The sequence below is a fragment of the Terriglobia bacterium genome, from assembly GCA_032252755.1.
Lineage (GTDB): Bacteria > Acidobacteriota > Terriglobia > Terriglobales > Acidobacteriaceae > JAVUPY01.
This window is the reverse complement of the sequence record JAVUPY010000027.1, coordinates 20,317-44,991: the sequence shown is the minus strand read 5'-3', so window position 1 is coordinate 44,991 and position 24,675 is coordinate 20,317. Positions and strand designations below refer to the sequence as shown.

19 protein-coding genes are annotated in these 24,675 nt (G+C 58.6%); 13 read left to right on the top strand and 6 right to left on the bottom strand.

All coding sequences use genetic code 11. The features are described from left to right. The first annotated feature begins 578 nt into the window (after nucleotides 1-578). Nucleotides 579-1,136, top strand: coding sequence for a methyltransferase domain-containing protein (locus ROO76_06840; protein ID MDT8067869.1), 558 nt, complete (start codon nucleotides 579-581; stop codon nucleotides 1,134-1,136). 315 nt (nucleotides 1,137-1,451) lie between these two features. Here the strand turns inward: ROO76_06840 and ROO76_06835 are convergent, their stop codons facing one another. Continuing rightward, nucleotides 1,452-1,721, bottom strand: coding sequence for a hypothetical protein (locus tag ROO76_06835; protein ID MDT8067868.1), 270 nt, complete (start codon nucleotides 1,719-1,721; stop codon nucleotides 1,452-1,454). Between the two features lie 211 nt (nucleotides 1,722-1,932). On the opposite strand from ROO76_06835, the gene ROO76_06830 reads away from it, so the two are divergent. From ROO76_06830 to ROO76_06810, 5 genes are all read left to right on the top strand, one after another. After that, a complete protein-coding gene (locus tag ROO76_06830; protein MDT8067867.1) occupies nucleotides 1,933-2,904 on the top strand; it encodes a phosphoesterase in 972 nt (323 codons plus the stop codon). Between the two features lie 525 nt (nucleotides 2,905-3,429). Then, nucleotides 3,430-4,164 (top strand): hypothetical protein, encoded by a 735-nt coding sequence (locus tag ROO76_06825; protein ID MDT8067866.1) that lies wholly within the window; start codon nucleotides 3,430-3,432, stop codon nucleotides 4,162-4,164. Between the two features lie 128 nt (nucleotides 4,165-4,292). Continuing rightward, complete coding sequence (locus tag ROO76_06820; protein ID MDT8067865.1) at nucleotides 4,293-5,558, top strand: hypothetical protein; 1,266 nt, start codon at nucleotides 4,293-4,295, stop codon at nucleotides 5,556-5,558. A 465-nt stretch (nucleotides 5,559-6,023) separates the two neighbouring features. After that, entirely contained in the window at nucleotides 6,024-8,729 is a 2,706-nt protein-coding gene (locus ROO76_06815) for a glucosidase (protein MDT8067864.1), read from the top strand. 9 nt (nucleotides 8,730-8,738) lie between these two features. Continuing rightward, nucleotides 8,739-9,482, top strand: a complete 744-nt coding sequence (locus ROO76_06810) for an NRDE family protein (protein MDT8067863.1) — start codon at nucleotides 8,739-8,741, stop codon at nucleotides 9,480-9,482. Nucleotides 9,483-9,509: 27 nt separating this feature from the next. Here ROO76_06810 and ROO76_06805 read toward each other — a convergent pair whose 3' ends face one another. Further along, on the bottom strand, nucleotides 9,510-9,947 hold the full coding sequence (locus tag ROO76_06805) for a nucleoside deaminase (GenBank protein ID MDT8067862.1): 438 nt from the start codon (nucleotides 9,945-9,947) through the stop codon (nucleotides 9,510-9,512). A 54-nt stretch (nucleotides 9,948-10,001) separates the two neighbouring features. On the opposite strand from ROO76_06805, the gene ROO76_06800 reads away from it, so the two are divergent. Genes ROO76_06800 through ROO76_06790 form a run of 3 tightly spaced genes read left to right on the top strand, consistent with a single transcriptional unit; the run spans nucleotide 10,002 to nucleotide 12,467 of the window. After that, entirely contained in the window at nucleotides 10,002-10,763 is a 762-nt protein-coding gene (locus tag ROO76_06800) for a class I SAM-dependent methyltransferase (GenBank protein ID MDT8067861.1), read from the top strand. A 55-nt stretch (nucleotides 10,764-10,818) separates the two neighbouring features. Continuing rightward, entirely contained in the window at nucleotides 10,819-12,084 is a 1,266-nt protein-coding gene (locus tag ROO76_06795) for a heparan-alpha-glucosaminide N-acetyltransferase domain-containing protein (GenBank protein MDT8067860.1), read from the top strand. 26 nt (nucleotides 12,085-12,110) lie between these two features. Beyond that, entirely contained in the window at nucleotides 12,111-12,467 is a 357-nt protein-coding gene (locus ROO76_06790) for a (2Fe-2S) ferredoxin domain-containing protein (GenBank protein ID MDT8067859.1), read from the top strand. Nucleotides 12,468-12,554: 87 nt separating this feature from the next. On the opposite strand, the gene ROO76_06785 is transcribed toward ROO76_06790, so the two are convergent. From ROO76_06785 to ROO76_06770, 4 genes are all read right to left on the bottom strand, one after another. Continuing rightward, the gene (locus ROO76_06785) at nucleotides 12,555-13,610 is read right to left on the bottom strand and encodes an electron transfer flavoprotein subunit alpha (protein ID MDT8067858.1); all 1,056 of its coding nucleotides are present in this window, start codon (nucleotides 13,608-13,610) and stop codon (nucleotides 12,555-12,557) included. A gap of 2 nt (nucleotides 13,611-13,612) precedes the next feature. Further along, on the bottom strand, nucleotides 13,613-14,425 hold the full coding sequence (locus ROO76_06780; protein MDT8067857.1) for an electron transfer flavoprotein subunit beta: 813 nt from the start codon (nucleotides 14,423-14,425) through the stop codon (nucleotides 13,613-13,615). A gap of 105 nt (nucleotides 14,426-14,530) precedes the next feature. Then, entirely contained in the window at nucleotides 14,531-16,390 is a 1,860-nt protein-coding gene (locus tag ROO76_06775; protein MDT8067856.1) for a 4Fe-4S ferredoxin, read from the bottom strand. Nucleotides 16,391-16,403: 13 nt separating this feature from the next. Further along, nucleotides 16,404-18,638 carry an acyl-CoA dehydrogenase family protein gene (locus tag ROO76_06770; protein ID MDT8067855.1) on the bottom strand — a complete coding sequence of 745 codons (2,235 nt, stop codon included), beginning with the start codon at nucleotides 18,636-18,638 and terminating at the stop codon, nucleotides 16,404-16,406. Between the two features lie 651 nt (nucleotides 18,639-19,289). Between ROO76_06770 and ROO76_06765 the strand changes: the two genes are divergently transcribed. The 4 genes from ROO76_06765 (at nucleotide 19,290) to ROO76_06750 (ending at nucleotide 24,510) form a co-directional block, all read left to right on the top strand. Further along, nucleotides 19,290-19,958 carry a Crp/Fnr family transcriptional regulator gene (locus ROO76_06765; GenBank protein ID MDT8067854.1) on the top strand — a complete coding sequence of 223 codons (669 nt, stop codon included), beginning with the start codon at nucleotides 19,290-19,292 and terminating at the stop codon, nucleotides 19,956-19,958. Nucleotides 19,959-20,201: 243 nt separating this feature from the next. After that, nucleotides 20,202-20,699: a cyclic nucleotide-binding domain-containing protein gene (locus ROO76_06760; GenBank protein MDT8067853.1), complete on the top strand. Its 498-nt coding sequence runs from the start codon at nucleotides 20,202-20,204 to the stop codon at nucleotides 20,697-20,699. A gap of 284 nt (nucleotides 20,700-20,983) precedes the next feature. Further along, complete coding sequence (locus ROO76_06755) at nucleotides 20,984-21,922, top strand: DmsE family decaheme c-type cytochrome (GenBank protein ID MDT8067852.1); 939 nt, start codon at nucleotides 20,984-20,986, stop codon at nucleotides 21,920-21,922. A gap of 11 nt (nucleotides 21,923-21,933) precedes the next feature. After that, the gene (locus ROO76_06750) at nucleotides 21,934-24,510 is read left to right on the top strand and encodes a hypothetical protein (GenBank protein MDT8067851.1); all 2,577 of its coding nucleotides are present in this window, start codon (nucleotides 21,934-21,936) and stop codon (nucleotides 24,508-24,510) included. The last annotated feature ends 165 nt before the right edge of the window (nucleotides 24,511-24,675 follow it).

Sequence of the window (24,675 nt, the reverse complement as noted above, 5' to 3'; positions counted from 1 at the left end):
ATCGCGTTCTTTGCCGGTAGAACGTAATTGTGTTTCGGTCGGCATCTTGCTGCTGATGATGGTACTCAATTCAAGGTGAGGATTCACGGCTAAATTGGCGGGGGAGGGTTGAGGTTGAGGTGTCGCCGGCTGAAGCCGGCTCGACGGAAAGAAATTGGAGTCTTCGCGACCCGGGGCTTACGCCGTCGGGCTATCGTGTTTCGCCGCTGCGCGGCTGGGGCGTTGTGGGTTCGGGCGATCGGGCCTGCGGGAAGACAACGGGCGAGAATGAGCAGTTATCGTTGCGATGCATTTCGGGAACAGGAAGTGGTCGCCGTGAACGAGATGACGGATCATGCCTCGGTTCAAGAAGTATGGGCGGCTTCGGCGTTCCGGCCTTCTCGGTACCCAACAGTAATGTGGTCAACCGGCCCTTTCCAAAAGAAGGAAAGGACCGGGCACCCAATGTTCCGGACCTTCCGAGGGAAATGTCTGGGCACCCAATGCAGGAGGTTTCCTGGTGACGCGCGATGTGTTCTCATCTATGGGAGCAATTGCCGGTACAACTGCTGTGTTTGTCTGCAAGGGCGAGGCCTGAGATGAGCAAGCGTGTGTGTCCGTGGTGGCTGGGATATGTCCTGGCGAATCCGGTTCGGGGTTGGATGACGGATCGGAGAAAGCTGCTGGCGCCGTATGTGAGGGAAGGGATGACGGTGCTGGAGCCGGGGCCAGGAATGGGATTCTTCACGATGGAGTTGGCGAGACTGGTGGGACCGAGCGGGCGAGTGATCGCGGTGGACTTGCAGGAGAAGATGCTGCGAGCGCTGAAACGCAAGGCGAAGACGGCGGGGCTGCTGGACCGGATCGAGGCGCGGCTGGTTCCGGCGGAGTCGATGGAGTTGGATGACATTGCGGGAAGCGTCGACTTCACGCTGGCGTTTGCAGTGGTGCACGAGATGCCGTCGTGCGAGAAGTTTTTCGCGGAAGTAGCGGTAGCCTCGCGGAGCGGCGCGAAGATGCTGCTAGTGGAACCGGCGGGGCATGTGAGTGAGTCGGAGTTTGCGGAGGAGTTGCGGTTGGCGGACAAAGCCGGGTTCGTGGTGAGCGGGAGGCCTGGGATCTCCCGGAGCCAAGCGGCGGAGTTGAGCAGGAGATAATCTGTCGTTGCGCTTTGCGCGACTTCGCACGGGATTGGGCATCGTTGACCCCGCACTGACGTGCGGGGCTACTTTCTGGTACAGACGGGGCACATACCTGACAGGTTAGACCGGGGACATACCTGACACTCTGGTTCGTTCGAATGGGACATGTTGAACTTCAGCATGCCCTGTGCCCGGTCTAAAAAGTCAGGGATGTCCCCGGCCGTTCATTCTCGGAGCGAAGGCGAGGTTGTCAGCGATGAGGTGTTCGATATCCAAACAACAACCCCGTCCCAGCAGGCCAGGACGGGGCATCCAGATGCGAGTAATCTTCTAGCTGCGGCGAATTAGACGATCGATGAGGCCGCCGATTGCGAATCCGACGGCGAAGGCTGCGACGAGGGTTTCGACGGGGTGACGCTTGATACGGAGGACGGCGTCATCCATGAGTTCCTCCGCCGCGTCGCTTCCGTGCTTGCCGAGCCGTTTTGCCGTGTCGATGCCGGCCTCGATTGCGTCGGCGACGGCGGTTGTTGTGCGCGAAACCTTGTGAATCGATTCCGCGGCGTGCTCGTCCACTTTGCCCAATACGTTGGTTGCCATAAACCGACCTCCTTCACGTATGGATTGCGGCGGGAATGTTAGTCCGGAAAAATGGCGGAAGTCTGTGATGGAGGGCACGGAAGGAAGTTCTCGGTTGGGGAAGATCTGATTTCCTTTGCTTGACATCTTCTTGCGGGGGCTTTATTCCTATTAGCTTTTCCTTTATTGGTTTTCGGAACAAGAGACGACCTCGGCCTAAGAAAGGGAACCAGTGATCGTTCGGGTCTTTTATCACGACAAGTGTTTCGATGGGGCGTGTTCGGCTTCGCTTTTCAGCCGGTTGTACCATGAGCGAGTCGATGGCAAGGCGAAGTTCGAATTCCACGGGTTGGTGCATCGGGCGGGGGCGCTGTTCAACGAGGCCGACTTTACCGGGGATGTGAACGCGATCGTCGATTTCAAGTACTCGGCGTCGCCGAAGATACAGTGGTGGTTCGATCATCACCAGAGCGCGTTTCTGACGGCGGAGGATGCGGCGCACTTCAAAGAGCAGAAGAGCTCGACGAAGTTCTACGACCCGGATTGCAAATCCTGTACGAAGCTGATTGCCGGGGTGGGGGAGGAGAGATTCCAGTTCGATACGGCGCCGGTGGCGGACATGGTGCACTGGGCGGATACGATCGATGGGGCGTCGTTTGCGAGTGCGAAGGAGGCGGTGGAACTGAAAGCGCCGGCAATGCGCATCACGATGGTGATCGAGGCGACGCAGGACCCGACATTCGTGCCGCGACTGATTCCTTATCTGTCGTCGCAGTCGCTGAGCCAGACGGTGGAGGAACCGTTCGTGGCGGAAAAGTTGCCGCCTCTGCTCGACCGGCACTGGAAGTCAATCGATATTCTGCGGGAGAGGACGGAGAGCAAGGACAGGGTCGTTTATTTCGACGTCACTGATTATGACCTCGAGGGGTACAACAAGTTCATTCCGTACTACCTTCATCCCGAATGTGTTTACAGCGTGGGGCTGAGCAAGAGCAGCTTCCGGACCAAGGTTTCAGTGGGGTCGAACCCGTGGACTACGGCGGAGAACCTGACGAACCTGGCGAAGATCTGCGAGAGGTACGGAGGCGGCGGTCATGCGAGGGTGGGGGCAATTTCGTTTCCGCCGACGGAGTTCGAGCGCGCAAGAAAAGCGGCGGCGGAGATCGTGGCGGAATTGAGGGCGTACGCGCGAGAACATCACTAGAAGGACGGTTCCCGGTCCTTCGTCTTCACTCTCAGTAAAAGCCGGCCTTTGTACGATTCCTGGCGCACGCGAGTGGATCACTTTACATTGCGGTGAAATACCCATTAGGGGCGTATCGAGTGTGGAAATCTTCCGCATTTGCGGAGTGGTATTGAGCGATTGAGTCGAAAGCCCTCGGGAAATCGCTCTAGTTCGGAGCGATTTTCGAACTTGCCGAACAGGACTAAGAAGAACGGCAGCTCTGAAGAGACCTTACTTGTCGCCCGGCGGTGACTTTTCGGACCTAATCCCGAAACCCGCTAATGTTAAGGGCGTGAGAGACATTGGGGAGGAACGTGAGGCGGCACCTTACGCGGTGGGATTAGGGTGTTTCGTAACCCGCGCCTAGTACCGGTGCCCGGAAATCGTTTTGGGACAATAATTTGCGCTTGAGTGAGAGTAGAAGGCCCCGTAAGGTGACACTCGAACGCAGAACTCGCACTGAAGCTCGCCGCGTTCTATCCCCCAACTCCCCCGGAGCTCCTGATGCATTTCGGCAAGATTAAGAACAGCAAGACCGTACTGACGTGTGTCGTGACGGCACTTGCGATGATGGTGTTCGCCGGCAGCGCCTTTGCGGGCACCGCAACCTATTCCTCGCTCCAGAAATACAAGTGGTCAAGCTGCACGGTGTGTGCAGGAACGAATGGAAGCGGACCATCGGCGTCGTATTCGCAAACGCTTTACATTGGCTCGCCATCTTTGACAGGGTCAGCCTCGAAGTTTTCGGTCGGGGGCAGCACGCCGTATTCAAATGCGCTCTGGTGGAAGCAGGTGGGCGCCAATTCGACGGCCCACAATTTCAAGTACGACCTGTACTTCTACATCAAGAACCCGAGTGCAGCACAGGCGCTGGAGTTCGATGTGAACCAGTCGGTCGGCGGGCACAAGTACATTTTTGGAACGCAGTGCAACATCAAGGGAACGCATGCCTGGGACGTCTGGTCGGTGGCTTATCATTGGAAGAGCACGGGAATACCTTGCTCAGCGCCCTCGGCGTACAAGTGGCACCACCTGACGTGGCAGTTCCAGAGAACTTCTGGCAATCAGGTGAAGTTCGTCTCGATCACGCTCGACGGGGTTACCCACTACGTGAACCGCACTTATGCACCCAAGTCCAGCAGCGTGAACGAGTTGAATGCGGCGTTCCAGATGGACGGCAATAAGTACATGACGGACTACCAGGTGTGGCTGGATAAAGTGACCTTGACGGCCTGGTGAGAAACAAGCAGTTCCCGGTTGTGGATTTCCAGTTGGAAAGAGCCCCGCATCTGCTGACTACGGCAGGTGTGGGGTGCGGACTTAGAAACGGAACGGAGTAGAAAGAAGAATCAGCAAGGTTGAAGTTCATGAAACAGAGAGCACTCATATTGGCAGCGGCACTAATGGTGTCGTCCTCTCTTCTTTTCGGGCAAGGAGCAAAGGGGCCGGCGGCGCCCGCGCAGACGAAGATGGCTCCGGCGGCGAACGCAAAAGCTGGGGCACTGAGCAGCCAACAAAAGTTTGTGCTGGATGTTGTGCAGTCGGCGGTGGCGCTGCCGCAATCGGACCAGCAGGACCGACTTCGGGTGCTTGCCGCGGCGGCGAATATTGTTGCTCCGCTGAAGCCGGCACTGGCCCGTCAGTTCACGAAGGAAGGAATGCGGATTGAGCAGGACCTGATCGCGATCGGGAAGAAGCCGGCGGTGTCGATCCTGGAGGCAGGGCAGATTGATTGCAAGGCGGCGCAGTCGTTCGTGGAGAACATCCCTGACCAGCAGGTTGCGGCGGCGGAACAGTCGCTGATCGCGGCAGAGTCGTCGTGCCCGAAGGAAGCTTTGGAAGCGGTGCGACGCAAGCTGGAAAACGCTATGGCGCAAGGGGTGGTGGCACCCCGCGCGTTGCTGGCGACAATCGAGCAGGTTGGGCCGAAGACCGCCTGGGCGCAGGATTACTTTGTGAAGTTGGTCTCAAATCTTCCGTCAGATACCGAGGCGGCGAGAGCGGACGCGCCGAATTTCGCGGCGATGTACGACCGGATGGCTCCAGTGGTAAGCAAAGATGCCGCCCAGAGTACCGGAGTCAAAATGCTGCTCTGGCTGGGAAAGATGAAAGAAGGTGGGCCCCGCAACCTGGCGGTGAATATCGTGACCGGGACGATGAAGTCGGTGCTGGGGGAGAAGGCGTACGACGATGCACTGGCGAGCGATGTGATGGCGCGGGAGGTTGCGCAAACCGAAGGTCAGCCCGGAGACGCTGAACGTCCGGAAGAGGAATCCGTTTCGGTGCTGCAGGCGATGGACGAGAAGGGAACGGATCGCATGCCTGAGTTGGAGAAGATGCCGCCATCGCTGCGGGCACGCGAGGCAGCCGCGAGTGGGTTCGCAACCGGGACGAGCGGAGACAAGAAGGCCGCAACCCGCTACTTCGATCTGGCTTTCTCGAGTTTGGAAGACGTGTGGTCCGACCGCAATAAGATCGATGCACCGGCTGTTATAGAAGAAGTCAGCGAAGCGGCAGCGCAGGTAGATCCGGTGGATGCGCTGAAGCGGGCGCAGCGGCTGCAGGACCCTTCGGCATCGGCGATAGGCATGATCGCTGTGGCGCGGGTGGTGGCGGGACAACAACAGCAGTAGGCTGAAACCGACCTGCCGCTGACGCACAAGCAGGTACTCCTATCTATTACCGTGGGTGGCGCGTCACACCGTCATCCGCCCCCGACAACTTCCCCTGTGGCGCACTCTCTGTTTTCTCTCCGGACTGCCAGCGCTGTGGCTGTCACGGTGCACTCGCCGGCGCGCGCCTTGTTGCGAGATCCGAACCGGCGCATCCATCAGCTCACTTCTTTTGATGGTCGTTCTGGCGTGCGGCTGATGGTGGCTTTTCCCGGAATGGCGAAAATGGCGCACGGCGAACCAGCATAACCAGCCACTGATTACTATCTGTAACGCACGAGGCGCATCTCGGCGCTGACAAGATGTGCGAATCTGTTGGGGCACTGTGGGGACAAAGGCGAGTGCTGCGTCGGATTTGCTGTGTGCGATCATGTGGGCGTGAGCCTGATGCCCAATCTGCGCGTCTAGAGGAAGAGGTGGTCAAGGATGACCCGAGAAGAACAGCGATTGCACGAGGCCAACCAGCGGCGCAAGGAGTGGAAGCACTGGGGGCCGTATGTCGCCGAGCGCGCGTGGGGCACGGTGCGCGAAGACTACAGCGCGTCGGGAGACCCCTGGGATTACTTTCCGCACGATCACGCCCGCTCGCGCGCGTATCGGTGGAACGAAGATGGGCTTGCGGGAATCTGCGATCGCCACCAGTACCTTTGCCTCGGGTTGGCGCTGTGGAATGAGAAAGACCCCATCCTGAAAGAGCGGCTTTTCGGGCTGAGCAATCACGAAGGAAATCACGGCGAGGATGTGAAGGAGTACTACTTCTATCTCGACAACACGCCGACGCATTCCTACATGAAGTACCTGTACAAGTATCCGCAGGCCGAGTTTCCATACGATCTCTTGCGGGAGGAAAACGGGCGCCGGGGAAAGGGTGATCCCGAGTACGAACTGATCGATACGGGAGTATTCAACGAGAACCGCTATTTCGATGTGTTCATGGAATACGCGAAAGTTGACGTTGAGGACATCTGCATTCGGATCACGGTGGCGAATCGCGCGCTGGAGGCGGCGAGGCTTCGGGTACTGCCGTCGCTGTGGTATCGCAACCGATGGTCGTGGCATCCGGAGAACTCGAATCCGGGGATCCGGCAGGGAGCGCGAATGGGACTGCTGGAGGCAAGCGGCGAGGAACTGGGCGATTACGATCTGTATTTCGAGGGCGCGCCGGAACTGCTCTTCACGGAAAACGAAACCAACCTTGAGAGGCTCTACAACGTCGCCAACCTGCAGCCGTATGTGAAGGATGCATTCCACGAATACGTCATTGCAGGGAAAAAAGATGTGGTGAATCCAGGGCGGTTCGGAACCAAGGCCGCTCTGCATTATTCGTTCGATGTCCCTGGCGGAGGAGAGATCACGCTGAAGCTGCGCCTGCGGAACAGCGCCGTGCGAATGGACTGCAACGACCCGCTCGGGATGGAATTCGACCAGACGTTCGCGGCAAGGAAAGCCGAGGCGGACGAATACTACGCAGCAATCATTCCGCAGTCTGCCGACGCGGACACGCGGAACATCATGCGACAGGCATTCGCGGGTTTGCTGTGGACCAAGCAGTATTACCACTACGTCGTTCGCGACTGGCTGAATGGCGATCCGGGTTTTCCGCCACCACCACCGGAGCGCAAAGAGGGCCGCAATCACAACTGGACTCATATCTACAATGCCGACGTCATCTCCATGCCGGACAAGTGGGAGTATCCGTGGTATGCGGCATGGGACCTGGCGTTCCATTGCGTGGCGTTCGCGCATATCGATCCCGAATTCGCGAAGCAGCAACTGGTGCTGATGCTGCGCGAGTGGTACATGCACCCGAACGGGCAGATTCCGGCATACGAGTGGGAATTCGGGAACGTGAATCCGCCGGTGCACGCGTGGGCGAGCTACAAGGTGTATCTGATCGACAAGCAAAAGAGAGGTGGACGCGGTGATCGCGCGTTTCTCGAACGCATCTTCCACAAGCTCATGCTGAATTTCACGTGGTGGGTGAACCGGAAGGATCCTGAAGGGCAGAACGTATTCCAGGGCGGATTCCTTGGGCTCGACAATATTGGGTTGTTCGACCGCAACACGGAATTGCCGAGCGGAGACCGCATCGAGCAGTCGGACGGGACGAGTTGGATGGCGATGTACTCACTCGACCTGCTCGCGATCGCACTCGAACTCGCTTCGGAAGATCCGGTCTACGAGGACGTGGCCAGCAAATTCTGGGAGCACTTCGTCTACATTGCGTGGGCCATGAACCACATGGGCGACGATGGGCTCAGCCTCTGGGACGAGCAGGACGGATTCTTTTACGACGTGCTGCATGGAGCCGACGGCCAGACCATCCCGATCCGTGTACGCTCCATGGTTGGCTTGATTCCGCTGCACGCCGTGCAAACGATAGAACCGGAACTGCTCGACAAAATGCCCACTTTCCGCGAGCGACTGGAGTGGTTCATCGAGAACCGGCCCGACCTCACCGGAAACGTTGCGTGCATGAAGACGCAAGGACACCGCGAACGACGCCTGTTTTCGATTGCTAACCAGGCTCAATTGAGACGCATGCTCGAGACCATGCTGGACGAGCACGAATTCCTGTCGACATATGGGATTCGTGCGCTGTCGCGGTATCACAAGGACCACCCGTACACGCTGGACCTCGACGGCGTCCAGTATTCGATTGGCTACGAGCCAGCGGAATCCAGCAGCGGGATGTTCGGCGGGAACTCCAATTGGCGTGGACCAATCTGGATGCCAGTGAACTATCTGCTGACGCAGGGACTGCGGCGGTTCTTCCAGTATTACGGGGACAGCTTGAAGGTGGAGTGCCCGACGGGTTCAGGACAACTGGTGAACCTTGAGGACGCGGCGAATATCATTACCGATCGCGTCGTAAGTATCTTCCGCCGCGACGCGAATGGCCGGCGGCCAGTATTTGGCGGTAACGAGGTCTTCCAGAGCGATCCGCACTGGCGTGATTACATTCCTTTCTACGAGTACTTCCACGGCGACAATGGCAGGGGAGTGGGCGCTAGCCACCAGACAGGCTGGACGGCGCTGGTGGCATCGATGATTTCTGAACTCGCCGAACGGCAGGCACAAAATACCAGTACTGTTGTCGCAGGCACTTCAAAGACCGTGCCAGCGGATTAAACTATCCTCGTGTGCACCCTCAGTTTCGTTCCGAAGAACGCTGGTTATCTGGTGGCGATGAATCGCGATGAGTTGCTGACACGCGGATCAGCTCATCCGCCGGCGACACACGAGCCAGGCGGAACAAAAGCGATTTTTCCGACCGATGTTGAGGGCGGGACATGGATTGCCGCGACCGAGCGTGGCGATACCTGGGCGCTGCTGAATCGCAATGGCGGGCGGCGGTCAGCAAAGAATGTCTCGCGCGGGCGGGTTGTCCTCGGTGCTGTTGCCGCACCCGATTTTACTAGTATCACCGGCATTCTCGAAGAAGCAGGACTCTTCAACTTTCTGCCGTTTCGTTTGATCGGGGTGAGCGCGGTACTTCGCCAGGTGCAAGAGTGGGTTTGGGATGGACAGGCTTTATCAGTCCTGGATCATCCGTGGGGCCCGAGGCAGTGGTTCTCGTCCGGCCTTTCCGATACGAAAGCTGCGGAAATTCGTGGTGAAATTTTCAAAGCGGGCCGGCTATCCGCGAACGCCGGCACAGTGAACTGGCTTCGCAGGATGCATGCATCCCATGATCCGGCGCCAGGAGCATTCAGCGTCTGCGTGCACCGCGATGATGCCGCAACAGTCAGCTACACCGAAATCGAAGTCAGCCAGGGAACTGTGGAGATGCGATACCACCCAGGCTCACCGTGTATAGAAGCGTCGTTCCAGGAAACTCAACTTCCTCTGAGAAGGACTGCGTCGTCCCAGCATTCGCAATGACGCGTCGACTCATGTTCGCGGATCGATTTACACGCCGATATCCTCGTTCCACAGCTCGGGACGATTCCGAATGAACTCCTGCATCATTTGAATACAGCGCTCGTCGTGGAGAACCTGGACGGAAACGCCGCGCGAGCGAAGCATATCTTCTTCACCGAGGAACGTGCGATTCTCGCCGACAAGGACCCGCGGGATTCCGTAAAGCAGGATCGCACCTGAGCACATGGCGCAAGGCGAGAGCGTCGTATAGAGAATTGACTCACGGTAAACCGAGGCAGGATGACGGCCCGCATTTTCGAGGGCGTCCATCTCGCCGTGAAGGATTGCGCTGCCGCGCTGCACGCGCCGGTTGTGTCCCCGGCCAAGGATCTTGTCATCGTGCACCAGCACGGAGCCGATGGGAATTCCGCCCTCGCGCAGACCCGCCTGCGCTTCTTCAATGGCCGCTTCGAGAAATTTGTCCATGTTCATATCCTGGCTCCTCTTGCATGGTGAAACGTGGCCCACGAGAATCTGCCCGTGCATAATGTGTGCATGGGCTCTTCGCGCGCCGACTCAACCAACCTTCCCGGATTGATGCTGCAGTGGTTGCGCGACTCTCTGCGCCAGCGCGGCGCGTGGGGCACGGTGAAGACCTTCGGCGAGCAGTTCGGGCTGTTCGTCCGCGACAGCTTTCCCGACCGACGCCGGTCGCGCTTTGGCGACATTGATTATGACTGCGACTTCGGAGTCGATACCACGTGGGCGCGCTTGCCGCTCCGCGTTCGTCTTCGCGAACTGTTTACCGAGAGACTCTACCAACCAACGGATCCGACCGAGTTTCACGATGTTCTCGCGCAGGTGCCGGCCGACTTCTCTGACTTCGCGTTCATCGATCTCGGGTCGGGTAAGGGCCGGGCGCTGCTACTTGCGTCAGGGTATCCGTTTCGCGAAATCATCGGCGTCGAAGTGCAGCCGGAGCTGAACCGAATCGCGCAGGAGAACATTATGCGCTTTCCCGTCGACGGGCGTCTCTGCCGTAGCATTTCGTCGCTCTGCATGGATGCGCGACAGTTCCAGTTCCCGGATGAGCCGATTCTTCTCTACCTGTTCAATCCATTCCCGGACTATGTGCTGAGGGAGGTGATGACGAATTTTGAGACATCGCTGCGGAAGCAGCCCCGCCCGGCGTTCGTCATCTACAACACGCCGATGGAACTTCACGTGGTTGATACGATGGATTACCTCGAAGAGATCCACTCGCGTGAGAACTTCCGCATCTATCGCTCGAACCTTCGTTGACCCATGCGTTTGGGCCAACTTCGGTGTGTTATCGTAGCGGGAAGAGTGGGCAAGGATGGCAACCTCAACGGGCACAACTGTCGCGACGGCAAGCGACTCCCAAAGACAGGTAAGATCCGGACGACGGCTTGACTCGGTCGACCTCCTGCGCGGCCTGGTCATGGTCATCATGGCGCTGGACCACACGCGGGAATTCTTCTCTTACGTGCGTAACACGCCGGAGGTCCTTCCGCGAACCGACCTGGCCTACTTCTTTGCACGCTGGATCACCCACTTCTGCGCACCAGTATTCTTCTTCCTCGCCGGTACCGGCGCGTTCCTGTTCGCGGCTCGCGGCAGGAGAACAAGCGAAGTTGCCGGTTTCCTCATAAAGCGAGGACTTTGGCTGGTGCTGCTGGAATTTACGATGGTGGATTTCGGCTTTTCGTTTGTTCCCGGATTCGTGATCGCTGGGGTATTTTATGCAATTGGCTTGAGCTTCTTGCTCCTCGCGGCCGTGATCTGGCTGCCCGAGAAGTGGATTGCGGTGATCGGCCTGGGAATCATCGTGCTGCATCACTTCCTGGACCGCGTCCGGCCCGAGTCGCTGGGCGCATTGAAGATTCCTTTTGAGCTTTTGTTCAGACCGGGAGCCATCCCGATTAAGCCCCCGGACCTATTCTTCATCAACATCTACGTCATCGTGCCGTGGTTTGGATTGATGGCGGCCGGGTATGCATTCGGAAAACTTCTTTTGAAAGATCCGCGGCAGCGCCGCCGCGTCATGTTTGTTATCGGTGCAGTTGCGACTGCATTGTTCTTCGTGCTGCGTTTCACGACTCCCTTTGGACAGCCGCCGGTTGAAGGCGCGCTGATTCCGTTCGCGGCGGGGCCTTACGTTTCGCAACCTACGGTCGCGAAGTCGACCATTGCATTCTTCAATGTGAACAAGTATCCGCCGTCGCTGGACTTCACCCTGATGACGCTCGGGCCGGCGCTGATGCTGTTGGCATGGTTCGACCGGATGGACCTGAACGCAGGGCGCAACTGGCTGTGGCGCAGAATCGTCGTCTATGGGCGCGTGCCGATGTTTTATTACATCCTGCATATCTGGCTCATCCACTGCCTCGCGATCGTGGTTGCGGTTATACACAGGCAGTCGTATGCATGGTTGTTCCATGGCGGAGGGTTGAGCGGTCCCGGGCCGAACGATGTCTATGGATACGGCCTGCCGTTCGTATACCTGATGTGGGCGATGGTGGTCATCCTGCTCTATCCGGTCTGCGCGTGGTTCGCCGAATACAAACGCGCGCACAAGCAGTGGTGGCTCCGGTATCTGTGAGGCGATGCGATATTCTGGAATAGATCATGCCTAGATTCGAACACCACATTTTCATCTGTACGAATCAGCGCGAGCCCGGACATCCGCGCGGATGCTGTAATCCGGACGGCTCCGGGGAACTGCATCAGCTATTCAAGGCGGGAGTTTCGCGTCGCGGCTTGAAGGGGAGAGTTCGCGCGAACAAGGCCGGGTGCCTCGATCAGTGTGAGCACGGACCCAACGTCGTCGTTTACCCCGAAGCGATCTGGTACGGACACGTCACCCCGGCCGATGTTGACGAGATTCTGGACTCGCACATTGTGGGCGGAAAACCCGTGGAGCGGCTGAGGATCGCCGACGAATGCCTGAACGCGGCGTCGTGCCCGCATAAGCCACGGAAATAGACAGTTGAAAGTCGCAAGTCGAAAGCTAAGAAAACAGAAGCGGGCATGGCGCCCGCTTCTTCAGTATTGATAAACCGGTACTCCTACCTAATCTGCTCCGACGGTTGCCGCTTTCTTCTCGGCCAAGAATGCGTTGACCTTCGCAACCACTTCAAACGCATCGGCGACGTAGAGCACGTCGGCCTTTCCGCGGGCCCATCCGCAGTTCGGGTCCAAATTGATCGCGCGACGCTCGTTGATAAATCGCCAGCCGACCACGTGCGGTTCCTCGCCGTGGCAGCAGGTTGAGAGGCCTTTCGGATGTCGTGGCGTCGCGCCGGTCTGGCCGACCTGGTTCATGTGGCTCATGAACTTGAGCACCTCGCCGCCTTCGCCGGAAATATCGACCAGCGACTTGCTGCTGCCGAGCGAAGCCTTTGTTTCCGCGAGGAACCCAAGGATGAGAGACTCGGCGTCTTTCACGTGCGGCTGTCCGTCTTTCTGTTTCTTCGTCCAGCCGGCTCCGGCCACGAAGAGCAGTTCGGCTTCAGGGCGAATCGTCTGCTGATCGGCCTTCGGGGCCTCAATACCTTTTACCGTCGTTCGCAAGTTTGTCTCGCCGAGGACGGCCGGAAGTGTCTCAATGGCAGCATTGCCGCCCTCCGCCGGATAAGCTGGATGCGTTCCGGGATCGATAACCAGTACCCAGGGACGTTGCGCGCGTGTGACGTCGGCCGTCATTCGCTGACGGTAGAACCAGCGCCGAATAACGATGCGATTGTCTTCAACGGCTGTGCTGTTGACGTGCGTGTCGACACGGCCATTCAAGCGATGGGCGACACCGGCCATGATGCGCGACATGCGCGAGGTGCCCGGCGTGACGACTACTGTCGCCTGCGAGCCGCGGCACAGGATCTCGGCGGCATTGGCGTCACTGGAGTAGCGCGGCTGCGCGAACTCTGAGCCTTCGACGCCCAGAATGCGGACTGCCTGGCAATTTGCGACTGAGTCGGCGGCCTTCTGGACCTCGCCTCCAAACAGGCCGATGGTCAAAGCAGAAGCACTGTCGATGGCGAGTTCGACCGCGGCCCCAAGGGCTTCCAGTGCGGCTTTGGAAAGAGAGCCATCCGGCTCAGTGTGCGTCAGGTAAAGAATCGTCTCCATCGTTAGTCCCCCGAAATCCATTCGACGATTTCGCGCGCGATCTTGTCGGCGGAAACGTCCTTCACGATGCGCGTGGTGCGCTGTTGCTTCGGTAATTCAACTTTGAGGAAAGAAAGGCCCTCGTTGTGTATCTGTGCGGGCTTTGCTTTTTGCAGCGACGGCATGATGCCGCGCATGTTCATCATTCCGACCTGCGGATCGTTGCGGGGCTCGCCGAGGTGTCCAGTGGCCCAGCCGAGCACGGCGGGCGCGGACTTGCATTCCGAAACCTGGTGCTTGCCGCCCTCGATGCGTTCCATGACCTCGAACGATCCGTCGGGTCGCATGGTGATGCGATCGACGCCCTGGAACTGGTCGGTAATGCCGAGGATTTCGCCGAGGATCTGCATGGTCGCTCCGGCGCCGCGCGAGGCCGATTCCCATCCGCCGAAGAGAAGCAGACGCGACTTATCGAGACCGGGGATGGCTTCGATTGCAGCCGCCAGCGCCGCCGCGACTTCTTCCGCATCGGTGAAGCCGCTGGAAGACCCATCGACGGCTACGAGTTCGAACGGAACCTTCTGTCCGACCGTCATCATGACTTGCTGTAATTTAGCTTTGGGGCCGAGACTCACGAGGTATACCTTGCTACCGGCAACCTGCTTGGCAAGGTTTGCCGCTTCGTACAGGGCATGTGCCGCCCACGGGTCGAGCACGGCCGGCAGCATCATCTCGTTCTTCAGCGCAGGACCGGCAGCGCCCGTCACCGGTTCCAATGTCTGGAGCGGGTCGGGGACGATGCTGCCGCAAACAACGATTTGAAGTGGATTACTCATTTACCTGTTTTTTCCTCTGGGACGTCAGTTATCAGACAGCAGACGTCGGTTGGAGAGATGTCGGGGACAGCGGACGCCGGATGTCTGAAGTCCAACGTCCGCGTTTCAGTTTTGCGCCGAGTGCAAGCCTCCCGCACCGGCGCGAAATTCGATATTCGTTTTGCCCTTTTCGATCTCCTGCGAGCAGTTCCACAGGCACGCGCCGCAATGGACGCATTTCTCGCGATCGAAGTTCGGCGTGCCATCATCACCCTCGGTGATCGCCTGCCCGGAGCAAATCTCCACGCAAGTCCTGGAGCCGCAGAACTTGCAGACTTCCGGCTGCAGGAAGACAACATGGTCGGCGTAACCCGCGGGTGCCTGAACCTTACCGCCAACCAGCAGCGCGTCCTGGTGCGTGATGAGCAACTTGCCGTCGAAAGGAATCGAAGGCCAACCGCAGGCGTCCATGAGCGCGTCGTGGAGCGACCGATTTTCGGCGCGACATTTTGTTCGTAACTCGTCGATCTCCGCGCGCGTGAACTTTCCGCGGAAATAATCCTCGGGTTCCTGAATCCGCTCGTGCGGCTCTTTGATCTTCGAGTGGAGGGAAAGGCGGCCGCCGGTGATCCCGGCGAGTCCCATGCCGATCAGACCGCGAATAAAACCTTTCTGGAAGCCGTCACGTGCGTGTTCGGCTACCCGGCCCTCTTCTTCCACCCAGCTTTTCCGGCGCCGCTCGACGTAGGCCTGTTCGAGGTTGTCGCGAGTGAAAGGCCGCCCTGCGCGCATCAACTCAATTACGCCTTCAGCAAGTAATGTCCCCGACGTCCACGCTTCATCCACGCCGGAACCGGTGAGGACGTTGGTACTGCCAGAGCCCTCGCCGATCCGCGCATAGCCATTTCCGCAGAGGAACGGCTCGCCGCGCTTGCCCGATTCCTGCAGGGACTTTGCGCCCCAGGAGAGCAGCGTTCCGCCCTCGAGATATCGCCACAAGTAAGGATGCAGCATGAAATGCTGCAAGTAGCGATAGGCAGTGCGCACCGGACTGTCAAACCACGAGGGAACGAAAATTCCGACGGAAGCGATGCGATCCGGATGAACGTAGAAGAATCCGAAAATCTCCGGCTCGGGATAGCCAAGCGTGTGGAAGACGGTTCCCGGCGGGAGATCAACGTTCTCTGGAAGACTGACGACGGCCTTCATGCCGACGGCCCAGTCGCGCACGTGATGGCCGGGCGGCATTCCGAAGACATCGTCGAGTTGGCGGCCAACCGGTCCGATCGGCCCGTCGCCGACGACGGTGAGCGCGGCTTTGATGTCCATGCCGGCCATGAAGCCCGCGTCCGGCTTGCCCTGCTTGTCGACGCCCTGGTCGACCAGGCGAATTCCAAGGACTTTGTTCTTTTGGATGACAGCTTTGCGCACCGGCATGCCGGGCCATATCTGAACGCTTCCGGAGCCCACGAGTTGACTACCAACCCACTGGTTGAACTGACCGACCGAGAGAATGAATCCGTCGTGCTTCTTCAGAAATGGCGGAGTGTAGGGAAGCTCGAATGCGTCGTGATTGAATCCCGGAAGGAGTCCCTTCATCGCGCGAAGGAGCTTGTCGGCGAGCCGCAGCGTGGCGGAACGCCGGCTGGCGCCGATAGGATCGAGGAGATAAAGCACTTTCTCCTGCTTGACGGGCGTGGCCATCGGGATCTGGGAAGCGTCGAAATCCGGAAATGTAGCGCGAATGCCGCGCGCACGCGTCACGACGCCGGAGACACCGAATCCCATATCGTCGGCGCGTTCGTAGCAGATCACCTGCGGCGGCATGCCCGGCATGGCCTTGCTCTCGACCGGGTTCTGCTCGTCACTGAACTTGCGGGCCAACGTTGTCAGGAAGCCACCCATCGCTGGGCCAAAGCCCACGCAGGCAATGTCGACTTCCAGACTCTGCCGCTCGATCTCCGGTTCTTTTGGTTCGCGATGCATCTCTTCTTTCGTCCTATTGCTGCGGGTAATCCAGTGCTTCCGGGATCATGACCTTCGTCAGAGCTTCCGCCGCGCGATCCTTCGCCAGCATCGAGCCAGTCAGGCATCCGTCAAGTTTCGTACGAAGCCGCTGGAAGGCGTCGAGTCCATGGCAGGCCGGGCATGGCCCTGCCTTGAGCGGATGCTGTCCCTGCGCATTGACGACATCGGTTGCGACAGCGCGAATACCGGGAATCAGAGGCTCGAGTTCTTCGAGTTCATCTTCGCAGTAGCAGCCCTTGTATCCCTCGTCGTCCCATGCCGGATGCCGGTTGTAGCCGTTCACCAGCTCGGCACAGATGCGCCCGACCTCGCCTGCGGCCTTTGCCACCTGAACGTGCGCCAAGTCCGACAGGAACTGCACCGTGCCCTCAAGCCCTTCGGCGACGACCGGGTTCTCCGGCCCACGTTCTTCGAGTTCGATCACGTCGAGAATTTGTTGCCGCGACGCAAGCAGCCAGCACAGTGCGTCGGCCAGAGCGAACGTTACCGCCTGGCGCGGACCGTGATAGAGCTTGTCGCCGTTTGCATCCGAGGCGACCTGCATGTGGTTCAGAGTCCACAGCCACAGCCGCATGGCCGTTGCCAGTGCGCAAGCACCTGTTCCTGGACGTCGCGCCGCGTGAATCCGCATCTCGGAAATCCAATTGCGGAACTGGGCCAGGAAGACCTCGTTCGTCATGGTGACGGTGAGGTTGCGGCGCTGCACGGCCTCCGGGCCCTCGTACGTGGCCTCAAGCTGCGAATCCATCCACTTATGGCCGAGGAATCCGGGGCAGTCTTCGGTGATGCCGTAACCGCCCATCAGGCTCACGGCCTCGCGCATCGCGACCGAACCCTTGCCGGTGTTCCAGAGTTTTGAAGCGGGGCAGAGAACCGATGCGACGGAATCGAGGATTGCGTACTGCACGAGTTTGTTCTCGTGCAACTCGCGGAAGCGCTCGCTCGAACGCGATTCGACGCGCCCGCACATGTCGAGGAACTCCAGCGCGTCCTTCTGCACCTGGCGGAAGTACTTCAACTCCGACTTGCCGCCCGCGATATTTTTTTCGGCGAGAATTGCCGTTTTTTCTTTTTCCAGCGGATCGACGACGTCAAAAATACGGGCCGCCGCGAACCCGAGTGCTGCGCTGGCTTCGCCCATTGCCCAGACATCGAGAAGCCGATGGAGCACGTCCTGGCGCTGCTGCAATCCAAGGTCATAGCGGAGGGTCCCCGGCGTAGCCTGCTCGGCTCCGCGGAACCTGCCGCGCTGATATCGGATGACCGGCTCGATTGCCGAAAGGAGCTTCGCCGAAGTCATGATTGCGACGGTTACGCGCGTGCGCTTGAATACGGCCTCGATCACCTCGCTGTGCGAGTAATTGGGAATGATGCAGCCGTTCTCGATGGTGTATCCACCGACGATGCGGCTCGCCGGAACTTTCAGATTAAAGATGGGGTCGTGAGTCGACGACAACTGATGAACCATCTTCCGTGTCGCCGCGCCACGATCGAAGATGCCTTCGTCACCTTCTTCGAGGATCACGATGGCACTGCTCTTGATGCGATCGTCAGCGGGGCCGACGGCGGCGGTCACGAAGTTGGCAAAGCCCATGTTGGTGATGAAGCGGCCGCGTTTTTCTACCTGCAGGATCGGTTCCTCGCCCTCTTTCCACTCGGCGATGCGCATCTTGCCGTTCAGCATTCCGGTATCGACGCCGACGTAGGGGATGGGCTCGGTGAGGCAGAAGGCTCCACGCCACGGTTTGCGGTTCTCACCGGGTTGTGGCGGAGCGCACAGGGTCATGTAACGTTGCTTCTGCTCCTCGGTTCCGCGCTCGTGGATCGGCGAGAGAGCGAGGCACCCTGCCAGGGAACCGGTAGCCGCGCCGGCATCGACCCAGGCCAATTCGTACGCGATGAGGGCCAGAGCGAGATTCTTGGGGCCGGCAATGAACCCGCCTTCTTCCGGTTCCATGAACGCGGCCGTGATTCCGGAGTCGTCATACGCCTTCAGCAGTTCGTTCTTACGTTCGGTCCACTCGTGCGAGTTGCGAGCCCCTTCGGCAACGAGCCTTGCTACGATTCCCCGCGCCACGGAGCGTGCCGACTGCACCAGCATCTGCAGGTCGTAGCGGTCGGAAAAACGCCAGAGTATCTGGCGAACATCATCTCCGGGAAGGGTACGCAGGGTTTCAGTGAGGGTCTTTTGGGCAGTCGTGGCCATCGCACGCGATCCTTTCGACAAACCGCGTACATTGTCATTTCCATATGCCCCAAGGGTCTGTGATTTGAATCATAGGGTGGAGTGATGCATACCAGAACTCAGTAATCCTCAGTCAGCATTCAGTCGAAACAGGGCTGTGGAAATTGGCCGGATAATTTTGGCAGCGGGTTGGATTTGAAAGTCGAAAACGTGAAGCGCATTGCCTGGCGCGGCATTCGGCCGGAAGGGTCACTGAACCATCCTTACTGAATGCTGACAGGTGAAACCTGACCACTTCGGTTCGAGTGCGAATTATCACAATCGGTTGTGATCTTTGTACTTGTGACATGTTTGTGCCAAGGCGCTTCATGGGGATGATGCGGGACTTTCGGGCCGGAGACTGGGCAAAACCGGGTTTGCTAAGTGCCCGGTACCGTTGAGTTTGCGCAAGAGGAGTCTGACCACGTCACATAACTGGCGTGCGATCAGGCACATCCGGACTGTTTGTTGGACACATACGGCGCGTACGTGCTATTTCGGGGGCTTAGTGACGCGCACGATGAACCGGTGGACGGTAGCGGGTAAACCGCAAGCGGGTATCCGGAACCCGATGGGGGTTGTGTGCTATCACCATATGGACTCGATATCATCGAAAGCTGTCTGAGCTGCAAAATGCGGGCCGAGCATATCTTTTGCGATCTGCCCGCCAATGCGCTCCAGGCGTTTGAATCTGTTAAATATGCGACCGCCTACCCCAAGGGGGCGGTCCTTTTCGTGGAAGGCCAGGCGCCACGTGGAATCTTCGTCCTGTGCAAGGGCCGGGTTAAGCTGTCGATCTGCTCCACGGATGGCAAGACGCTGATCCTCAAGATCGCCGAGGCCGGCGAAGTTCTTGGCCTGAGTGCGACCGTCTCGGGCAAGCCTTACGAGTTGACGGCTGAGACCATTGATCCCTGCCAGATCAATTTCGTAAAGCGCGAAGATTTCCTTCGCTTCCTCCGCGAGCACGCCGATGCATGTTTCCGGGTCGCCGAGCAGTTGAGCGACAAGTACAACACCGCGTGCCGCGAGATCCGCTCTCTCGGATTGTCACACTCTGCGGCGGAGAAACTGGCGAAGCTCCTCCTCGACTGGAGTGCCCGCAACGGCGAGAACGCGAAGACCGAGCCGAGATTGAAACTGGCGCTCACTCACGAGGAGATCGCGCAGATGATCGGCACCTCGCGAGAAACCGTCACACGGTTGTTTGCTGAATTGAAGAAACGGCAGATCGTGCAGGCGAAAGGTTCCACCTTGGTGATTCGCAATAAGGCCGCGTTGAAAGCTCTCGCGACAAGTTGAAAGAAGAGATTGTGGAGTGCCACGGCAAGATTCTCGATGAATTTTGCCGCTTGCACTTCCTTTCCATTCAGTAACGCAGTGTGGCCTCTCCAGTTTTCGTCGCGCGTTACAGTTGTGATTCCGCAAAAACCACGAGCAGTGCGGCAACCCGGCTATTTATGCGGGTTTCGCGTGACTCTCACCACAGCAAATAGTGACTAGAGTCACAGATTACGCATTGCGAGTGAAGTAAACAAAAGAGTCATGGAAAGCACGATCCAGCCGAGTTGTTTCAATTGCGACTTCCGTCCCGACCGGCTGTTCTGTGACATGCCTATCGACGCGCTGCAGTCATTCGACACCATCAAGATCGCGAGTACCGAACCGCGAGGTACGGTTTTGTTCTCCGAAGGGCGTGCTGCCAAAGGCATTTATATTCTTTGCGAAGGCCGGGCCAAACTCACCATCTGCTCTGAAACTGGAAAGCGCCTGATGCTACGGATCGCGGGACCCGGAGAAGTGCTGGGACTTGGCGCTACGATGGCCGGCACTCCCTACGAGGTCAGCGCCGAACTGCTCGATGCTTCCCAGGTTGTTCATATCAAGCGTAAAGATCTGCTGAAGTTTCTCCGCGAGCACCGGGACGTCTGCATGATGGTCGTCAACATGTTGAGCCAGGATCTGCATGGCGCTTATGAACGCGTGCGTTCCATTGGCCTGAGCCGGTCACGGCGGCCTCGCGCTCCAAGACTTCGCGCATAACGTCAAGTTGAGTTTCTGGGCGGCGCTTCGGCGCCGCCATTTTGTTGTTCGACCTCGCCTGACAATTGGACTCGTGATGACAAACATCGAACAACAAGCTGCGTTGCTGAACCTTCCTTGGGCTTTTCCAAATTGGTCCAGTTCCCGAATCGAGAAGAAACACACGAATTGGCAACCGCAATGTGATTTGGCTCACGCGGTGTTTCTAAAAATGCCGATGAGAATCATGGAGCACTCGGCGAAGTGCGCGAAGAATGCGTCTTGCCGAGAATCGCCCAGGAGCAATGATGAGGGAAAGAGAGACCACTCAAAAGCCATTGATGTGGGCGCTCACCGTGGGGCTGACGTTCTGGCTCGGAGTTGTGCAATCCGTCGCCGTCCATGCAAGCTCTGCGCAAGAACATTCGTCGCAAGTCAAGACGAGTGTTGCGCCCCAAAACAACTACGTTGGCTCGGATACCTGCCAGGGGTGTCACGAGCAGCAATTCAAACAGATCGAAACAAGCGCGCACTATAAAACTACGTTCAAGAACGGCCGCGGCGAATCCTGGCACGCCTGCGAATCCTGTCACGGACCCGGAAGTGCGCACGTGGAAGCCGGCGGTGACAAGAACAAGATATTCACGTTCCAGGGTGTCTCGCAGGCGGAGGCCAGTGTGCGGTGCATGGCCTGTCACGAGACCAACCCCGAGCACATGACCTTCAATCGTTCTGCGCATGCAAAGGCGGGTGTTGGGTGCACGTCGTGCCACAACATTCACCGACCGAAAGAAGCGCAATACCTGCTTGCCGACGACGAGAGAGGGTTGTGTTACTCGTGCCACCAGCAGGTCAGGTCAGAGTTCGATCAACCCTTCCGGCATCGCGTGAATGAAGGGCTGGTGAAGTGTACGGACTGCCACAACGTGCACTCCGCTGCGAACCGCCAGTTGCGTTCGGCTTCCACGCAGGACGCAGTCTGCTTCAACTGTCACAGCGACAAGAAGGGTCCGTTCGTATTCGAGCACGCGGTAGTGAAGGCAGAAGGTTGCCAGGCTTGCCACAGTCCGCATGGCTCGACACATCCTCGGCTGCTGTCCCGTCCGACGGTGAACTCGATGTGCCTCGAGTGTCACGCCGGAATTCCTAACGGGCCTCATCCGCAAAACACCAAAAGCCAGGCCTGCACCATGTGCCACTCGCAGATACACGGCTCTAACGCTTCCAACATTTTCTTCAAATAAAGGGGGACATCATGGCACAGAAAAAATCGAATACGCCAGGACGCCCCCAGCAGCCACGGGGCGAATGGAAAGTCATCGGCATCGCTGTTGTTCTACTGCTCTCATGCGTTGCCGTCGCACAGCAGAGCGAACCGGAAGGCAAAGTCAGCGGCAACTACGTCGTGACGCAATCGGTGGAGTTCGGGGTCCGCTTCGCCGACAACAACGGTAGCGACGGCACCTATGAATCGATGGTTGGTCTTCACACTGGGCCGAGGCTGCTCGATCAGACGCTCAGCATGAGGTCGATCAATCACATCGGTTCGGTCTTCGACAGCTTGTGGATGAGCAGCTTCGGTTATGGCGGCGATCCCGAGCGCGCGACCCGCTTGCGGATGTACAAGAACCACTGGTATGACTTCGCGGCGTCCTACCGTTATGACATCAACTCATTCGATTACAACCTGCTGGCGAATCCGCTGGTTCCCGCGAACGTTTACGCGCCGAACAGCATTTCGCCGCACTTCATGAACACTCGACGCAACTTCGGAGATTTCAATCTCACGATAGCTCCGCAATCTCCGATGCGGCTGCGATTGGGCTACTCGCGAAACAACAACGAGGGTCCCGCGGCGACCAGCTATCACGAAGGTACGGAGATCATGCTGAACGAGAACTTCCGCAACCGCTCCGATCGTTACCAGCTTGGAGTCGATTGGAAGTTCGCGCGCAAAACACAGCTCAGCTATGACTTCTTCTTCGATCACAACAAGGTGGACACGGTTGCATTCGACGGCAGCGTGGGCAACTTCACGTCGAACGGTGTCCCGGCTGACCTTGGAATCATCTACGATCCTTTCAACAGCCAGCCGTGCGCCAATACGCCGACGCCGATCGTCAACAGCTCGGGAGCCATCAAGCCGAACTGCGGGTTGTACCTTTACTACTCGCGGTCGGCTCCGACGCGGACGGACTTTCCGACCTCGCAGCTTTCACTGGTGAGCAATTACTGGAACAAGCTGGACATCACGGCTTCCGGTTCTTACAGTTCCGGGCGCAGCAAGATGGACAACTTCGATGAGTTGGCCCGAACCTATGTTTCGCGAACCAACGAAACCGGATTCCAGGTCAGCGGTCCTGCGGTCATTGACCGCATCAGCACCAACGCTGACCTCGGCCTCACGTATCACCTCAATGATCAGTGGTCGGTGACGAACCAGCTTCGCTATCTCTACTGGCGAATTCCGGCAATGTGGAACAGTTCGGAAATCGCGTGCTATGCGAATGTGATTCCGTCCGGCGCGGCTCCGGCGAATGTGTTCAGTCCATCGGGTCCGACAACGGCTGGCGCGACCGCATGTCTGCCTGATGCGTTCACGGGGCAGCTTGCGATTCCCATCACGTCGACTCCGTCGGTGTTGACCACATCGAGCGGCGGCAATGTCACCGATGAGAACTTCATCTACTATTACGGCCAGCGAACGGTATCGAACACGACCCTGCTTGAAGTCGACGCGAACCGTCTCTTCAGCGCGCACATCGGCTTCCGCTACGGAAACCGCAGGTACAACGACAAGGACAACAGCTACTCGACGACGATCTACTATCCGTACAATCTGTGGACCGGCAGCACGCTTGTCGCTCAACCGGGTGGCACGGTTACGACCGAACCAGCCGGCGATGCCGGCGAGGTGTTGATCCACGAAAAAACGCTGCTGGCGGGCGTGATCCTGCGTCCTGTCGACGCGTGGCGCGTGAATGCCGACTTCGAGTTCGTGAACAACGATGAGGCTTTCACTCGCATCGCGCCGACAACCCTGTTCGTTTTCCGCGGGCGTTCGTCTTATCGGGTAAGCAAAGACGTCAACGTCTCCGGATCGATGAGCCTGCGGCAGGGAAGTAATGACGTTTCCCCAGCGGGGTTCATCAGCGCGCCGGAGCAGGATCATCGCGACCACGCTTACTCGTATAACGGGAACGTCAACTACACTCCGAACGATCGGTTCGCGCTGGACCTCGGCTATACGTTCAACGACATCTACTCGAACACGGGCAGCTGTCTGCCCGTTTCGACGAGACCCAGCGTGATTCCCGCCGAGGGTGGCGCACTCAGTTACTGTTATGATCCGACCGCCGCGACGCCGACACCCACGACAGGCGACTATGCCGTGGTGGTGCGCTACAAGGAGCGGATCAATACCGGGTACTTCAACCTGATGTTCAAGCCGGTGAAGCGCGTTGCGCTCAGCGTCGGCTACGACATCTCCAGCAATAGCGGTTCCGACGGCTTCCTTCGCGCCGACACACTGGCTCCACTCCTCCTGCAGCAGAGCCGCGTTCAGGCCGGGGGATCCACAACGGCCTTCGTTCCCTACAATCCGAATGTCCCGCAGGGACCGCTGGCCATCAGCTTCCACAAGCCTTCGGCAGGCGCCTCGATCGAAGTTGCGAAGGGCGTCTTCCTGAAGGGCGATTACGCCTACTACGGATACAACGAGAAGTCGGACCCGACCGGTGCCTCTGCGCTCGTGGGTGGCAGCTGGGTGGGGGTTGCTCCCCGCGACTTCCATGCCACTGTTGGCACGGTTGGCGTGAAGTATCAGTTCTAGGGGTTGTCTTCTCCCGCACACCTTACGGCGCGCGGGCCCTCCAAGCGGGGCGGTCGAAAGATCGCCCCTTTTTTGTTCTTCCAAAGGCGAGAGCAAACACTGGAACGTTGACACCTTCAGTGCGTGATAGCCGTCACGGAACGCGGTGCCCAGCGCGCACAAGTC

Bases quoted from the DNA above. Each gene is read 5' to 3' on its own strand.
- ROO76_06840 (MDT8067869.1), top strand. From the start codon at position 579: ATGAGCAAGCGTGTGTGTCCGTGGTGGCTGGGATATGTCCTGGCGAAT.
- ROO76_06835 (MDT8067868.1), bottom strand. From the start codon at position 1,721: ATGGCAACCAACGTATTGGGCAAAGTGGACGAGCACGCCGCGGAATCG.
- ROO76_06825 (MDT8067866.1), top strand. From the start codon at position 3,430: ATGCATTTCGGCAAGATTAAGAACAGCAAGACCGTACTGACGTGTGTC.
- ROO76_06820 (MDT8067865.1), top strand. From the start codon at position 4,293: ATGAAACAGAGAGCACTCATATTGGCAGCGGCACTAATGGTGTCGTCC.
- ROO76_06815 (MDT8067864.1), top strand. From the start codon at position 6,024: ATGACCCGAGAAGAACAGCGATTGCACGAGGCCAACCAGCGGCGCAAG.
- ROO76_06805 (MDT8067862.1), bottom strand. From the start codon at position 9,947: ATGGACAAATTTCTCGAAGCGGCCATTGAAGAAGCGCAGGCGGGTCTG.
- ROO76_06795 (MDT8067860.1), top strand. From the start codon at position 10,819: ATGGCAACCTCAACGGGCACAACTGTCGCGACGGCAAGCGACTCCCAA.
- ROO76_06790 (MDT8067859.1), top strand. From the start codon at position 12,111: ATGCCTAGATTCGAACACCACATTTTCATCTGTACGAATCAGCGCGAG.
- ROO76_06785 (MDT8067858.1), bottom strand. From the start codon at position 13,610: ATGGAGACGATTCTTTACCTGACGCACACTGAGCCGGATGGCTCTCTT.
- ROO76_06780 (MDT8067857.1), bottom strand. From the start codon at position 14,425: ATGAGTAATCCACTTCAAATCGTTGTTTGCGGCAGCATCGTCCCCGAC.
- ROO76_06775 (MDT8067856.1), bottom strand. From the start codon at position 16,390: ATGCATCGCGAACCAAAAGAACCGGAGATCGAGCGGCAGAGTCTGGAA.
- ROO76_06770 (MDT8067855.1), bottom strand. From the start codon at position 18,638: ATGGCCACGACTGCCCAAAAGACCCTCACTGAAACCCTGCGTACCCTT.
- ROO76_06765 (MDT8067854.1), top strand. From the start codon at position 19,290: ATGCGGGCCGAGCATATCTTTTGCGATCTGCCCGCCAATGCGCTCCAG.
- ROO76_06760 (MDT8067853.1), top strand. From the start codon at position 20,202: ATGGAAAGCACGATCCAGCCGAGTTGTTTCAATTGCGACTTCCGTCCC.
- ROO76_06755 (MDT8067852.1), top strand. From the start codon at position 20,984: ATGATGAGGGAAAGAGAGACCACTCAAAAGCCATTGATGTGGGCGCTC.
- ROO76_06750 (MDT8067851.1), top strand. From the start codon at position 21,934: ATGGCACAGAAAAAATCGAATACGCCAGGACGCCCCCAGCAGCCACGG.